Raw genomic sequence first — 14,954 nt, 5'->3', positions numbered from 1 at the left:
CCTCCAGTCTGCAAAACGTTAACTGAAAACTGAAACTGTGACTTAAAAATTATTGTTTTAAAAGTGTCGAATTAAATAAATTCAAGATTCTTCCGTACTCATCAATCCACGAATAGGTTTCTTTAAATCCGTGAGATTCTACAGGGAAAGAAGCTAAACTCCAGTTCTTTTTCTGTAATTCAATAAAACGTTGTGACAAACGAACAATGTCTTTGTATTCAACATTATCATCAACCATTCCGTGCAGCATTACTAAATTTCCTTTTAAATTATCCGCAAAATAAATTGGCGAACTTTTTTTGTAAGCTTCTGGATCTGTTTCTGGAAAATTCAAAATATTGCCTGTATATCCATGATTGTAATGTGCCCAATCTGTAACAGAACGCAATGCCGCACCAGAAGTGAATTCACCTGGAGTTGTCAGCATTCCCATTAAAGTAATAAATCCACCATAAGAACCGCCGTAAATACCAACTCTATTAGCATCAATACCATATTTTTCAACCAATACTTTTTTACCGTCTAAGTGGTCAGATAAATCTTTTCCGCCCATAAAACGGTAGATTCCAGTTCTAAAATCTCTTCCGTAACCATCGCTTCCTCTGTAATCTATGTCTAAAACGGTGTAACCTAAATCAGTCAGCAAGTTATGAAACATATATTCTCTGTAATAATTGCTCCAATAATTGTGAGCATTTTGAAGGTATCCGGCACCGTGAACAAAAATAACCGCTGCTTTATTTGCAATTTCAGCTTTTGGTATATAAACTCTTGCATTTACTGGAGTTCCGTCTTGCGCTTTAAATGTAATTACTTCAGGTTCTCTCCACTTATATGCCTTGAAAGCCTCAGTTGTTGAAGATGAAATTTGCTGTAAAACAGCATTCTTTTTATTGTCCGCAACATAAAAATCCCATGGAATATTTTTATAAGAATAGCGAACTAAAAGTGATTTTTCGTCTGGCGAAAGCACCACTTCATGTGCTCCATCTTTAGTTAAAATTGGCTGTAAAACGCCATCAGCAACAGCTAATTTATAGAAACTTCTGTTTCCTGGATGCGTTGTATTTGTAGTTAAATAAAATACTTTTTTGTCTTTTGATAAAACTGCATCACGAACTTCCCAATTTCCTGTTGTCAGCTGTGTTTTCTTTTTTGTTTTTATATTATAAGTATATAAATGAGAATATCCAGTCGCTTCAGATTGAAAATAGATGGTTTCATTATCAGCTAGAAAATCTAAATTTCCTGATGAAAATGAGTAAGACGGAATTCCGGGTCCGCCAATCCAAGCTTCGTCATGCTGATGCTCGATTTCTTCAAAAGTTCCATTGTCAAGATTTAAATTCACCAGCCATCTGTCTTTATTGTCCTGACTTCTGATTTCAACAATTGCCAATGAACCGTCTTCATTATAAACAGGAGATTGTGCTACAATCAGTTTATCTTCTTTTGGTTTATTTTTTAAATTATCATACGATTCATAATACTTTGGAGTATCTTGAATATGACTTAAAGTCGAGAAATTCACATAATAAACAGAATCTTTTGCAACTGAATAGATTCCGAATTTCGTTTTCACCAAATTAGCTATAGAAACTTTTTCTTTGGTATCTGGAGTTTGGTTATAACCGTCATCAGTTATAAAAACTTCCATTTTTTCTTTTTTGTCTTCTTTATCTTCAATTAAACCAAAAGTGGCAAATTTTCCGTTTGGATTTGCTTTTAAAGCAACAAGATTATCTTTTCCGTAAAAATATTCTTTTGCAAAATCAGACTTAACCGCTTTGCTTTTAGCAAGATTCCATTGTTTTCTGGCTTCTTTATCTTTAATGAATTGAAATAATTCTTTTTGCTGCGTTTTTAGAAAAGTATCTTTTTCAGGTGTTTTTTCTTTTTTAACTCCTTTGCTAAAATTAGTAATTTGAAGAACAGTTCCTTCCTTACTGTTATATTTGAAAATATTATTATTCTGCTGAAAAAATAAAATTCCGGCTTCATGACCTAATTCAAGATTAGAAACAGGAGTAGTTTGCTGGTATATTTTTTTAATTACTTTAGAACTAATAGAGTACGAATACAAACTTCCTTTATTCAAATAATAAACGATGTCTGAATTGTCTTTTCTTTTAAAATCAAGTTTCGAAAAAACAGTTTCAGTTGGATCAACAAGTACTGGCGCTGTAGCTCCTTTTTGCCAAGAATAAGTATTTGTTCCTAATTCATCTTTCGGATTCCATTCAAAATAAACTTTTTTTCCGTCTAGTGACCAGCGTCCGTTTGTAGGTTGATTTCCAATAAAAGATTCACCTTTCATTATTTCTTCTAACTTCAGATTTTGACTTTTTCCGGAAATAGAAAGAAATAAAAAGGCAAGGATAAAAATGTTTTTTGTCATAGTGGTAGTTTTTGAGAAAACAAAAATACACTTTGAAAATTATTAAAAAAATGTTTTTGCTAATTGCTTGCGAAATCCTTTGTGAATTGTATACTTAAAACAAAAAATCCCTGAAGAATTAACTTCAAGGATTGTAATTTTGTTGAAAATCTAAGATTTAAATTCGTAATTAACCTGCAGCAAATTCCTTGTTTAGAATTTTAGAAGAAATATATCTTGCAACGCCATCTTCTGCATTGGTTTTAATCACTTCTAAATCTGGCAAAGTTTCCTTTAATAAAGCGGGAGCATTGCCCATAATTAAACCTTTTCCTGACGCAGATAACATTTGCACATCATTAAAACCGTCTCCAAATGAAACCGCTTCAGACAAAGTAAATCCTTTTTTCTCCAGAACTCTTTCAATAGCAACAGCTTTATCTATTGATTTGTCCATAAATTCTAAGCAAGTTGGCAAACTAAAAGCATGATGCAAATGTTCTGAAGAATTGGCTAAAATATCATCTTTTAATTTTACTAATTTTTCATGATTATCACAGGAGAAGAAAATTTTAATAGCTCCAAAATCTTCCAAAGTTTTATAATCAACTAATTCTGGATGATATTTTAATTCCGCTTGAAAAGCATTTAGTTTTTCGCTTATTCTATTGGTCTGCCAAACATTTTCTTTGAATAAAACTACTGTAATTTCTGGATCGATTTCGACATTTAGTGCTGCTTTTACAACATCACTGTCTAAATTAAAAGAAAATAATTCCTCTTTTTCTGGCGAATGTATTCTAGCCCCGTTTGAACTTACCAAATAAACGGGAACTTCAAGCGTTTCAATAATAGCCGTGGCATCAAGATGATGACGGCCTGTAGCAACAACGATAAGATAATTTTGATTATGAAGTTCCTGAAAAATAGATTTAGTATAATCTGATATTCTGTGTTGAGGGTTGAGTAAAGTTCCGTCTAAGTCACTTACAACAACTTTTATATTTTTTAATTTTGTCATATTAAAGATCAAGTATTTATGATATGCAAATTTACGGTTTTAGGCTCAGAATAAAAAAAACTGAAAGCTTTAAAAGCCCGAAATACGGCAAGTTTATTATTTATTTAACTATTTCGTTAAATGATTGAATATAGGATATTTTAAACTTGTATTTTAGCATAATTTCTTTTAATGCAAGAAACAGACCTTTTGGTAACTTGTTTTAAGTAGAAATCATCTTGTTGTTTCATTTTCTAATCTTTTGAGTTTTGGCAAAAACAATTTTTAAAGTATCAGGACACCCAGAACTAGGTTTAATTTGTAGAATTAATGAGTCATTTTTAATATAAAAATTTTCGTTTTCAAATATAACATAAGAATCAGGACTTTTTGGTTTACAACCCTCGATTGTCATTTTTGCTTCATTATTTTTATCAAAAAAACGACAACTGAAAAATGGAAAAACATCATAACAACTATCAATTTTTACAGTATTCAATTCTATAAAATCTCCTGTAACTTTCCATTTGCCTCTCGAAAAACCATGCCAGGTGCAAGCTCCACTTACGCAAGAAAAAGTACTATCTTCTTTAATTTTTATTATAGTTAAATTTGGAATGACATATTCTGTATCATACCATGTACCAACAAATTTATTTACAGGAACTTCTGTTTTTTTGCAAGAAATTAAGCCTATAAACAACAAAAAACTGAATATTCTACTTGTCATCAATTATCATTTAAAATCAGCCCAAAAAAATATTCGTTTTCTACATTTTTATAAAGATCACGTAGAAAACGAATATCATTAAACATCAAAACACATTTTACGATTTACATTTGACATTTCACATTTCACAAAAAATCACAAAACTTAATCGTGATTTTCAATTTGTTTATAAGCATCGATTACCTTTTTCACTAATCTGTGACGCACGATATCTTTATCATCCAGATAAATAATTCCGATTCCGTCAACGTCTTTCAAAACCAAAATCGCTTCTTTAAGACCAGAGATAGTTCTGCGCGGCAAATCGACCTGTCCAGGATCACCCGTAATCATGAATTTGGCGTTTTTTCCCATACGGGTCAAAAACATTTTCATTTGCGAGTGTGTAGTATTTTGCGCTTCATCAAGAATTACAAAAGCGTTATCGAGTGTGCGCCCACGCATAAATGCCAATGGCGCAATCTGAATAATTCCTTTTAAAATGTAATCTTCGAGTTTTTCGTTTGGCAGCATATCACGCAAAGCATCATAAAGAGGCTGCATATACGGATCCAGTTTTTCTTTCATATCACCAGGCAAAAAACCAAGATTTTCTCCCGCTTCTACTGCTGGTCGAGTAAGAATGATCCTTTTTACTTCTTTGTCTTTAAGCGCTTTAACAGCCATTGCTACGCCGGTGTACGTTTTTCCTGTTCCAGCTGGCCCAACAGCAAATACCATATCATTTTTCTTTATAGTATCTACCAATAGCTGCTGGTTAGGCGTCATGGCTTTTATTATTTTACCGCCCACTCCATGAACTAATATTTTGTCATGATCGTATGATTTTTTTTCATCCTGACCATCACTCATAATTACGCGTTCAATTACATTGTCATCAATGTTGTTGTATCGGGTAAAATGAAGCATAAGCCTTTGAAATCTCTTTTCGAATTCATCTAAAACTTCTTTTTCGCCAAATGCTTTTAAAGTTGTCCCTCTTGCTACTATTTTAAGCTTTGGGTAATACTTTTTAATTATTTCAAGATGAGAGTCTTGAGCGCCCCAAAAGTCTTTTGGAGCGATGTCTATGAGCTCGATAATTCTTTCGTTCAAATGAGGTAATTTTAAATTAAAAATAAATCAGTTTTAATAAATCGGTGGTTGTCGGGTATCTTTTTAGTCTTAGTTTTTAGTCACAGTCATAGTTTTAAAAGAACAGTTAAATAAAATTTACTGAGCCATTTTTACTGCAATACTATTTTTCAAAATTCAATTCTTTTTTACGGACTGAAAACTGAAACTGAAAACTGAGACTAATATTATATTTTGTCTTTTCTTTCTTTCAATTTGCATTTACTATTATTAGCTTTGCATTTCTCAAATTTAATGAAAATTAGATTTAAATACTACCAATAGTTATAAACAAAATTATGTCAATAATTACCCTTACTACTGATTACGGCTTAAAAGACCACTTTGTTGGTTCGCTGAAGGGTAAAATACTTTCTGAATATTCAGAGGTTCAAATTGTTGACATTTCGCACGATATTGATCCATTCAACACTGCTGAGGCGAGTTATATTATTGGAGCTTCTTATTTAAGCTTTCCAAAAGGAACTGTGCATCTAATTGGAGTCGATATCGAGCGCAATAAAGAGAATTTGCATATAGCCATGCAATGGAACGATCATTACTTTATTTGTGCCGATAATGGTATTTTAAGTATGCTTACGCAGAAAATTGTCCCGCAGAAAATTGTTGCCATAAACATACACGACCGTTTTCCGAGTGAGTCGAGCGATTTAGATATTTTTATTCAAGTGGCCTGCCATATTGCAAAAGGCGGATTATTAAATGTTATTGGTAAAGAAATTGCTGAGATCAAACAAATTACAGAATTACAGGCTGTTCTTTCAAACGACGGAAATTCACTAAAAGGATATGTAATTTATATTGATCATTTTGGAAACGTTGTAACCAACATTTCAAAACAACAATTTTTAGAAGTGGCAAAAGGCCGTCCTTACGAAATTGTGATGAAACCAAAAAGTATCAAAACCATTTTGCCAAATTACTCTGCTATAGCAACTTCTGAGAAATATCCGATAAAAACCTATGAAGGCGAAAAACTGGCCATTTTTAACGAAGCTGGTTTTCTCGAAATTGCTATTTTTAGAAGTAATCCATCAAAAGTAGGTTCTGCCAATAGTTTGTTGGGATTGAATTATCGTGATGTGATTACGATTCAGTTTTCTTAGATTTTTTTTTATTTAAATGGCTTGCAGATTTTGCCGATTGATCGGATTTACATTATTAAAAACAGGCCAATTATTTACTGCATTATAAAAATAGCCCGAGTTTGAAACCGAGGGCTATGTTTGAAATATCAATCTAAAAAACGATGAATTTATAATATTTTATTTTTTTCTAAAAACAACAATCAATTTTGGTATTTTTGCCCACCTGAAACAGCATTTAGAAAATCTATCCCGAAGTGTCGGGACTGCAATCTAAAATCTAAAATTGAATACATGTTTGTTCGAATTGTAAAAATGAGTTTTCACGAAGAAAAAATTCCTGATTTTCTGGAGAATTTTGAAAGCGTAAAAAAGAAAATACGAAATGCAGAGGGAAATCGTTTTTTAGAATTGTATCAGGATAAAAATGACAAATGCATATTTTTCACGTACAGTTATTGGGAAACCGAAGAAGATTTAGAAAATTACAGAAAATCTGAACTGTTTAACACCGTTTGGGATTTTACAAAGAGATTATTCAACGCAAAGCCAGAAGCTTGGAGTGTAGATAAAGTGGTTTCTTTAGTTTAAAATTGTTTCAGGTTTCGGTTTAAAGTTATATGCTGGAACTGAAATTAGGGACGATTTAAACGCAAAGAACGCAAATAATATAATTATAAAGTTTTAAAACAAAGTTCGCAAAGTAAAGCAACTTGAAACCTGAAACAACAAAAAACTTGAAACAAAATATATGAAGTCTATAATTTTACGAGAAATAAAATCCTTTTTTGGCTCTCCTATTGGCTACTTGGTCATTGCTATTTTCTTAATCAGCAACGGACTGTTTTTATGGGTTTTTGAAGGAGATTACAACATCTTAAATACGGGTTATGCCGATTTGACTCCGTTTTTCACTTTAGCGCCATGGATTTTGATTTTTCTGATTCCGGCCGTCACGATGAGAAGTTTCTCTGATGAAAAAAAACAAGGAACGCTTGAATTGCTTTTAACCAAACCATTATCAATTTGGGAAATTGTAAATGGGAAATTTTTTGGTTCGCTGCTTCTAATCGTTTTAGCTATTATTCCAACTTTTATTTATGTAAAAGTAATCTCGAATTTAGGTCTTCCAGAAGGAAATATCGATATGGGAAGCACAATTGGTTCTTATTTTGGATTATTATTTTTAATTGCTTCTTATTCCGCAATAGGGATCTTTACTTCTACCCTGTCAGAAAATCAAATTGTTGCTTTTATCATTGCCGTTTTTCTGTGTTTTTTCTTTTATTTTGGTTTTGAAGGAATAGCTTCATTAGTTCCTGGCGTTTCTGGAATTGTTTCTGCATTGGGAATGCAAGATCATTTTAAAAGTATGAGCCGAGGCGTTATTGATACGCGTGATGTTATTTACTTTTTAAGCATCACTATATTGTTTTTATCTTTTACCGTTTATCAATTAAAATCTTTTAAAGCGTAATGAAACCATCTAATCAACAAAATATCAAAATATTAGGTATTACCGTTTTCATTTTAATTGTTTTAAATGTATTAGGAAGTTTATTTTTCCACCGATTTGATTTAACAAAAGACAAACGATATACTTTATCTGAAACTTCTCTCCAAATTGTAAAACAGGTTAAAAATCCGCTTTCTATAAAGATCTATATGCAAGGCGATTTGCCAGCAGATTTTAGACGCTTACAGCAGGAAACGAAGCAATTACTAGAAGAATTTCAAGCTTATAATAAAAATATAGTTTTTGAATTCGTAAACCCGCTAGAAAACGGAGAAGAAAGCATGGACGTGGTAAAATCACTTTACCAAAAAGGTATGACTCCCATAAATATTACTGTTGACGATAAAGGAAAACAATCTCAAGCAATGGTTTTTCCTTGGGCAGTTGCTGTTTATGATAATAAAGAAGTTAATATTCCATTGTTGAAAAACATCATGGGCGCTTCGACAACGAAAAAAGTAATTGGATCCATTCAGCATTTAGAATATTCAATTGCAGATGCTATTAATAAAATTACAAAAGCCAAACAAAAAAAGGTAGCTATTATAAAAGGAAATGGCGAAATCAACGAAGTTCACATTGCAAAAATGTTGATGCAAATCCGCGAAAGCTATTATATCGGACCTTTTACTTTAGATTCAGTAGCTCAAAATCCAAACGGAACTTTAGACGCTTTGAAGAAATATGATTTAGCCATTATCTCAAAACCAACTCAAACTTTTACTGATGAAGAAAAACAGGTTTTAGACCAGTTCATCATGAACGGCGGTAAAACTTTATGGCTGATTGATCAAGTTGCAGCAGATATGGACAGTCTTTACAATCAAGCTGGAGCGACGTTGGCATACCCGAGAGATTTGAATTTGAATGATATGTTCTTTAAATACGGATTCAGAATTAATCCTGATTTAGTAAAAGATGAACAAGGAAGTCCAATAAAATTAGCAACTGGAGAACAAGGAAGCGCAACTCAATATCAAGATTTTGTTTGGAAATTTGCACCTCAAGTTTACCCGACAAGCAAACACCCAATTGTAAAAAATTTAGGCGGTATCAGATTTGATTTTGCGAGTCCGATCGACACTTTAAAAAATGGAATCAAAAAGACGGTTTTATTACAATCTTCTCAATATTCTAAAACCATCGGAACTCCATCTGAAATTAATTTGAATAGTGTAACCGAACATACTTCACCTCAAGAATATGTGAATAAAGGAAATTTACCGCTTTCTGTTTTGTTAGAAGGAAGTTTTCATTCGGCATTTGAGAATCGTGTTTTGCCTTTCAAGGAAAATTCATTTCAGTCAAAAGGAAAACCAAACAAAATGATTGTAATTGCTGATGGAGATTTGGCCAGAAATCAATTAGACAAAAACATGATGCCAGTTGAGTTAGGTTATGACCAGCGTACAGGAAACCTTTATGATAATAAAGATTTTATCATGAACTGCATCAATTATTTGTTAGATGATACCGGACTTATTAACATTAGAAGCAAAGATGTTGACTTGCCTTTATTAGATAAAGAGAAAGTTTATGAAAACTATACATTGACACAATTCATAACTATCGGACTTCCAATTCTAATTTTATTGGTTTTTGGACTTGTATTTACTTACTTGAGAAAAAGAAAATACAGTAAATAGATGTTAATAAAAAAATTGCGAAAGTAAGATTGTTTACGATATATTTGTAATCCGTATATTTAGCCTGCAAATTGCTAAAAAACACAAATAAAACAAAACAGATGAAATTTATAGTATCGAGTTCGTACTTATTAAAACAATTACAAGTTTTAGGTAGTGTAATTAACAGTAACAATACGTTGCCAATTTTAGACAACTTTTTATTTGAACTAGACAATGATGCCTTGACTGTTTCGGCTTCAGATCTTGAAACTACAATGTCAGCAACATTATCAATCGATTCTAAAAGTAAAGGAAGCGTAGCTGTGCCTGCAAAGCTTTTACTTGAAATTTTAAAAACGTTTCCAGAACAGCCTTTAACTTTTACAGTTGAAGATAACAATACAGTTGAAATTAGTTCTAATTCAGGAAAATATGCATTAGCATACGCCGCTGGAGAAGAATTTCCTAAATCAGTAAGTCTTGAAGATCCGTCTGTAACTTTGGTTCCTGCCGATGTTTTGGCAACTGCAGTAAGCAAAACGATTTTCGCTGCCGGAAATGATGATTTACGCCCTGTAATGTCTGGCGTTTTCTTTCAGTTTTCGCCAGAAGGCTTGACTTTTGTTGCAACTGACGCTCACAAATTGGTAAAATATGCTCGTACAGATGTAAAAGCCTCTCAAGTAGCTGATTTTATTATGCCAAAGAAACCTTTGAATATTTTGAAAAGTATTTTAGGAAGTTCTGATGCTGAAGTAAAAATTGAATACAACGATTCGAATGCGACTTTCTCATTCGATAATTATATTTTAATGTGTCGTTTGATCGACGGAAAATACCCAAATTACGAAGCGGTAATTCCAAAAGAAAATCCAAACAAATTAATGATTGACCGTTCTTTATTTTTAAGTTCTGTTCGTCGTGTTGCTATTTTCTCAAACAAAACTACACACCAAATTCGTTTGAAAATTGCCGGAGCAGAATTAAACGTTTCTGCTGAAGATATTGATTACTCAAACAAAGCCGAAGAAAGATTGACTTGTGATTATCAAGGAGATGACTTGCAAATTGGTTTCAATTCACGTTTCTTAACTGAAATGTTGACCAACTTACAATCTGACATGATTATGTTGGAAATGTCATTACCAAACAGAGCTGGAATTCTAACGCCAGTTGATGGTTTAGAAGAAGGCGAAACTGTAACAATGCTGGTAATGCCCGTAATGTTAAATAGTTAACATCAAAACTTCTTTTTGTTACAGGGATTTTTTTTAGTTTCAAATTAAAGACATATCATTGTAAAAAAAAAACATCGCTATTAACCAACCATTTTTTATACCTAAAAACCGCAATTCTCAAAAAGGGTTGCGGTTTTTTATTTTAGGGTGATTTTCGCGACAATCTAAACCCAACAGGTTTAAAAACCTGTCGGGTTGCGCAAAGTTGTCATTTCGAGGAACGAGAAATCACACTCGTAATTCGACAAGGATTGATAATTAACTTTGCGTAGCAACTAGTGTGATTTCTCGTTCCTCGAAATGACAAACTATATAACATTTAACTTAACGACAATCTAAACCCGACATGTTTTAAAAACCTGTCGGGTTTACTAGTTTCAGGTTTCAGTCCCGAAGCTTCGGGATCAAGTTGAAATGCAATTATAGTTTGTGCTGATTTTTACCGCAAAGCACACAAAGTTTTTTGTGCTCAGATTATATTCACAAACTTGAAGAGCGCAAAGCTTTATGTAAGAACTTAGCGAACCTTGCGTAGACCTTTGCGTACTTTGCGGTTGAATTGAAACCTGAAACATTTTTTCTTTAACTTTGTAGTATGAAAATAGAAATTTGGTCGGACATCATGTGTCCGTTTTGTTATATCGGAAAAAGACAATTGGAAACGGCTTTGGAACAGTTTCCTAATGATGAAATTGAAATTGAGTGGAAAAGTTTTCAGCTTGATCCAACCATTACGCCTCAATCAGGAAAAGATGTTTATACGTTTTTAGCTGAACGAAAAGGAATTTCAGTTGAACAATCTAAAGAAATGCATAAAGGTGTCGTAGACCGCGCAAAAAGCGTTGGTTTAGATTATCACTTTGACAAAGCAATTATCTCAAATTCGTTAACATCTCATCGAATTATACAATTGGCTAAAAGTAAAAAATTAGGCGATGAAATGGAAGAGATTTTCTTTAAAGCTTATTTTACAGAAGGACGAGATTTAAATGATGGCCCAACCTTAATAGAATTGGCTGTAAAAGCTGGTTTAGATCAGAATCACGTTTTAGAAGTTCTAAAAGATGAAAACTTATTTTTAAAAGAAGTCAAAGCTGATATTACCGAAGCCCAGGAAATTGGCGTACAAGGTGTTCCGTTTTTTGTTTTTGATCGAAAATACGCTGTTTCCGGCGCTCAGCCAGTCGAAGCTTTTGTGAATACTATTAAGGAAGTGCTTAAATAATTTTAGATTTTAGATTAACCGCAGAGCACGCAAAGATTTATGCAAAGTTCTAGAAGTTTAGATAAAGCTTTGCGAACTTTTTGATTTTATCAAACGTGCGAATAAGAATTTTTGCGTGCTTTGCGGTTAATCCCACTAGATCAAAATCTCAACTCTCAACTCTAAAATCCTAAATAACTCCCATTTTCTGCATCAAGAAAGTAGCGCTTTTATTTTTGCAGATTCCGTTTCTTAGTTTATAATCGAAATGTAAATCGTTATTTTTAATTTCAACTTCAAAGCACTGATTCGTTAAAATATCTGGATATTCGTTTGTTGTTAAACAAACTTCGATGTCGTGAGTTGCGATAGCACCAATTGCATTTTTAGCGATTATCTTTTTTACTACTTCGATAGTTCCGTTGCGTTTGTCATCAGAATTGGTTCCTCTTAAAATTTCATCTAATAAAACAAAAGCTGGTCGATCTTCTAATGCGTCCATAATTTGTTTTAAACGTTTAATTTCTGCAAAAAAGTAAGATTCACTGTCTGCCAAAGAATCGGACAATCGCATTGAAACTAAAACAGGAAGTGGATGAATGTTAGCGTTTGAAGCACAAACAACTGAACCTATTCCGCCTAAAACCATATTTATTCCCAAACTTCTCAAAAAAGTACTTTTTCCAGACATATTAGAACCTGTTAAAATCATAAATGATTCCGGATAAAAATGCGTATCATTCCCTACTCTAGTTGCCGGATTTAATAATGGATGACTCAAATTTTCAAATCCAATTTTATGTTCAGAATTGATTTCCGGAAAAACAAAATCTGGATTATTGTAGGCTAAATTTGCCAAACTATTTAAAGCTTCAAATTCACCAATGATAGCAATCCATTTTTCTAGTTGTTCAGAATGACTTTCTTTCCATTTTAAAAGTGCTTTCAAAACATGCAGATTATATAAAAAGGTTCCGTTAAAAACAATGGCTGTAACAAAATTATTAATCGTATCCATTCTCGAAAATAATTCTGAAAGCTGTTTTAAATGTTCACTTGCTTTTGCATTTTTAAAAACAAGCTGTTGTTGTAAATCAATTAATTTTTTAGATTGAAAAGTTTCAGATTCGATTTTCTGAACTAGTAAACTGTATTGTTTTATGATTTTGTCAATATTATCAGCTTTTGCTATTTCTGACTGAATGCGTTTAAATGATCGCCCCATAATCATCATGTTTCCAATAAAAATATAAGTCAGATAAGATAATAATATCGTTTTTGAGGTAATAAAATAAGCAATTAAAACTCCAAAAAATAAAGCGGGAACTATAAATGAAAGTGCAATTAACACTTTAGGTAAAGTATTATTTTTAAATGAATTCCAATTAATTAACGAATCATAAGCGCTTTTACTGTCATGACTGACAGTTGCCAATGCCAAGAATTCTTGACGCCAATCGATCTTAGTTTGAAGTTCATTTATTGCTTTTTGATTTTCTAAAATTACTTTATTTGAAAAAAGATTCAATAATTGATTTGCGAGTGTTTTTTTTCCTACATAAGTGGCAGTCCGATTTAAATTTTGGAATAAAGAATGTTCTCCAAAAATATCTAAATCGTAAGCGTATGGATGATGAAAATCGTTGAATTCAATTCCGTTTTCAAAAGGAATTTTTTCTCTATTTAAATACGCGATTTCATTTTTATTAATTTTTAAAGTTGCAGCCGTAATTTCCTTTTGAAAGGATAATTTAGAATGAATTCGCATCAAAAAAATAAAACCAACAAAAGATAAAAAAGCAAAAGCTGCGTAAAGCATATCATTAGTCTTGATGTAATAAAACAACATAAAAAGACAAATAAAAACACTTAATAAGCGCAATATACTTATACTGTTGTATCTTTTATTGATTGTATTAAAAAGTTCAGAATAATGCTCGACTTTATTTTGATATGAATCCATTTTATTAATTTGATGAACTACAAATATAGGTTTTGCATTATAATTTCGATATTAAAATCTTCAAATTTAGCTTTCGTGCATTATTAAAACTGGCACTGAAACTTCTTTAGTGATTTTTTGACTAAAGCTGGATTCGAAAATACTTTCAAAGAATGATTTTTTGTGTGTAATCGTGGTTAAAATATCGATATCCTTATAAAGAATAAAATCTAGAATAGTTTCTTTGACTTCGTCACTTGGCAAGACTAAAAACTCAACATTTTCATTTGCAAATTCATGTTCCCATTCTTTAATCGTAACATCTGAAACATCTGAATTTGAAGTTCTAACATATAAACTTTTTACTTTAGCATTCGTTTTTTTGGCAATTTCAAGTACTTTTCGAAGTTCTTGTTTATCTTTTTCACGATAACGGGTAGTAAATCCTATAAGTTTTATTTTTTTGAATTTTGCTGTAACCGGAATACACAAAACAGGAACTTTAACACCCGAAATTACCGAATTTGTATTTGATCCGATAAAGAATTTGGTCCAGTCAGAAACACCTGTGGTTCCCATAATTACAAAATCTATTTTATCTTCTTCAATAGCATTTTTCAAATTATAAATTAAATCGCCATCCATCAATCGATGCTTAATTACAATATCTTCCAATTTTCGTTCAATTGCAATAGTTCTCAATTTCGGAATTTCATCTTTAAACATCTCAAACTTTGCCAGTTCTATCGAGCTGTAAATCGACGCATAGTTTTCTGGAAAAAACTGACTGTCGTAAACTGGAATTTCAAAAGTATGCAGTAAAATAAGTTCAGCGTTGACAATTTTAGCAAACTCTAAAGCATGTACAAATGCATTTGTTGCTGCTTCAGAAAAATCTGTTGGAAATAATATCTTTTTCATTTTGTTTAGTATTTTAAGGTATCTTCTCTCAAATTTAGGCATTCTAAAAACAAAACAACCTGATAATTATCAGTAATTTAACACTTAACAATTTATTAAAATTTGAATCATTTGAATTGATAAATTCCATTTTCAGCTTTACTTCAATCTCAAAACTTTATGGCTTTTTTTATACCTTT

At 31.9% G+C, this 14,954-nt stretch carries 12 protein-coding genes; 6 read left to right on the top strand and 6 right to left on the bottom strand.

Annotated elements, in window-relative coordinates; genetic code table 11:
- Positions 1 to 49: 49 nt before the first annotated feature.
- The 4 genes from IR010_RS17150 to IR010_RS17135 form a co-directional block, all read right to left on the bottom strand.
- A complete protein-coding gene (locus IR010_RS17150) occupies positions 50 to 2,398 on the bottom strand; it encodes a S9 family peptidase (protein ID WP_194569379.1) in 2,349 nt (782 codons plus the stop codon).
- 169 nt (positions 2,399 to 2,567) lie between these two features.
- Positions 2,568 to 3,398 carry a Cof-type HAD-IIB family hydrolase gene (locus IR010_RS17145; RefSeq protein WP_194569381.1) on the bottom strand — a complete coding sequence of 277 codons (831 nt, stop codon included), beginning with the start codon at positions 3,396 to 3,398 and terminating at the stop codon, positions 2,568 to 2,570.
- A 226-nt stretch (positions 3,399 to 3,624) separates the two neighbouring features.
- Positions 3,625 to 4,107: a hypothetical protein gene (locus IR010_RS17140; protein ID WP_194605583.1), complete on the bottom strand. Its 483-nt coding sequence runs from the start codon at positions 4,105 to 4,107 to the stop codon at positions 3,625 to 3,627.
- Positions 4,108 to 4,251: 144 nt separating this feature from the next.
- On the bottom strand, positions 4,252 to 5,202 hold the full coding sequence (locus IR010_RS17135) for a PhoH family protein (RefSeq protein ID WP_026984005.1): 951 nt from the start codon (positions 5,200 to 5,202) through the stop codon (positions 4,252 to 4,254).
- A gap of 317 nt (positions 5,203 to 5,519) precedes the next feature.
- Between IR010_RS17135 and IR010_RS17130 the strand changes: the two genes are divergently transcribed.
- From IR010_RS17130 to IR010_RS17105, 6 genes are all read left to right on the top strand, one after another.
- The gene (locus IR010_RS17130) at positions 5,520 to 6,347 is read left to right on the top strand and encodes an S-adenosyl-l-methionine hydroxide adenosyltransferase family protein (protein ID WP_194605581.1); all 828 of its coding nucleotides are present in this window, start codon (positions 5,520 to 5,522) and stop codon (positions 6,345 to 6,347) included.
- A 273-nt stretch (positions 6,348 to 6,620) separates the two neighbouring features.
- The gene (locus tag IR010_RS17125) at positions 6,621 to 6,917 is read left to right on the top strand and encodes a putative quinol monooxygenase (RefSeq protein ID WP_194605579.1); all 297 of its coding nucleotides are present in this window, start codon (positions 6,621 to 6,623) and stop codon (positions 6,915 to 6,917) included.
- A 160-nt stretch (positions 6,918 to 7,077) separates the two neighbouring features.
- The gene (gene gldF / locus IR010_RS17120) at positions 7,078 to 7,803 is read left to right on the top strand and encodes a gliding motility-associated ABC transporter permease subunit GldF (RefSeq protein WP_194569387.1); all 726 of its coding nucleotides are present in this window, start codon (positions 7,078 to 7,080) and stop codon (positions 7,801 to 7,803) included.
- On the top strand, positions 7,803 to 9,488 hold the full coding sequence (gldG, locus tag IR010_RS17115) for a gliding motility-associated ABC transporter substrate-binding protein GldG (RefSeq protein WP_194605577.1): 1,686 nt from the start codon (positions 7,803 to 7,805) through the stop codon (positions 9,486 to 9,488). The genes gldF and gldG overlap by 1 nt, the downstream gene beginning before the upstream one ends.
- Before the next feature lie 101 nt (positions 9,489 to 9,589).
- Positions 9,590 to 10,708 (top strand): DNA polymerase III subunit beta, encoded by a 1,119-nt coding sequence (gene dnaN / locus IR010_RS17110; protein WP_026730732.1) that lies wholly within the window; start codon positions 9,590 to 9,592, stop codon positions 10,706 to 10,708.
- 595 nt (positions 10,709 to 11,303) lie between these two features.
- The gene (locus IR010_RS17105) at positions 11,304 to 11,933 is read left to right on the top strand and encodes a DsbA family protein (protein ID WP_029272411.1); all 630 of its coding nucleotides are present in this window, start codon (positions 11,304 to 11,306) and stop codon (positions 11,931 to 11,933) included.
- Between the two features lie 169 nt (positions 11,934 to 12,102).
- Here the strand turns inward: IR010_RS17105 and IR010_RS17100 are convergent, their stop codons facing one another.
- Both IR010_RS17100 and IR010_RS17095 read right to left on the bottom strand, forming a co-directional pair.
- Positions 12,103 to 13,875, bottom strand: coding sequence for a MutS-related protein (locus IR010_RS17100; RefSeq protein WP_194569391.1), 1,773 nt, complete (start codon positions 13,873 to 13,875; stop codon positions 12,103 to 12,105).
- Between the two features lie 66 nt (positions 13,876 to 13,941).
- Entirely contained in the window at positions 13,942 to 14,775 is an 834-nt protein-coding gene (locus tag IR010_RS17095; protein WP_194605575.1) for a universal stress protein, read from the bottom strand.
- Positions 14,776 to 14,954: the final 179 nt, after the last annotated feature.

Origin of the sequence: Flavobacterium sp. MR2016-29, from assembly GCF_015350695.1 — a bacterium.
Taxonomy (GTDB): domain Bacteria; phylum Bacteroidota; class Bacteroidia; order Flavobacteriales; family Flavobacteriaceae; genus Flavobacterium.
This window is presented reverse-complemented; position numbering and strand designations above follow the sequence as displayed.

What these genes read in the sequence shown, in the direction of transcription:
- IR010_RS17125 (WP_194605579.1), top strand. Translation starts at nt 6,621, where the DNA reads ATGTTTGTTCGAATTGTAAAAATGAGTTTTCACGAAGAAAAAATTCCT.
- IR010_RS17130 (WP_194605581.1), top strand. Translation starts at nt 5,520, where the DNA reads ATGTCAATAATTACCCTTACTACTGATTACGGCTTAAAAGACCACTTT.
- IR010_RS17100 (WP_194569391.1), bottom strand. Translation starts at nt 13,875, where the DNA reads ATGGATTCATATCAAAATAAAGTCGAGCATTATTCTGAACTTTTTAAT.
- dnaN (WP_026730732.1), top strand. Translation starts at nt 9,590, where the DNA reads ATGAAATTTATAGTATCGAGTTCGTACTTATTAAAACAATTACAAGTT.
- gldG (WP_194605577.1), top strand. Translation starts at nt 7,803, where the DNA reads ATGAAACCATCTAATCAACAAAATATCAAAATATTAGGTATTACCGTT.
- IR010_RS17145 (WP_194569381.1), bottom strand. Translation starts at nt 3,398, where the DNA reads ATGACAAAATTAAAAAATATAAAAGTTGTTGTAAGTGACTTAGACGGA.
- IR010_RS17105 (WP_029272411.1), top strand. Translation starts at nt 11,304, where the DNA reads ATGAAAATAGAAATTTGGTCGGACATCATGTGTCCGTTTTGTTATATC.
- IR010_RS17095 (WP_194605575.1), bottom strand. Translation starts at nt 14,775, where the DNA reads ATGAAAAAGATATTATTTCCAACAGATTTTTCTGAAGCAGCAACAAAT.
- IR010_RS17150 (WP_194569379.1), bottom strand. Translation starts at nt 2,398, where the DNA reads ATGACAAAAAACATTTTTATCCTTGCCTTTTTATTTCTTTCTATTTCC.
- IR010_RS17140 (WP_194605583.1), bottom strand. Translation starts at nt 4,107, where the DNA reads ATGACAAGTAGAATATTCAGTTTTTTGTTGTTTATAGGCTTAATTTCT.
- gldF (WP_194569387.1), top strand. Translation starts at nt 7,078, where the DNA reads ATGAAGTCTATAATTTTACGAGAAATAAAATCCTTTTTTGGCTCTCCT.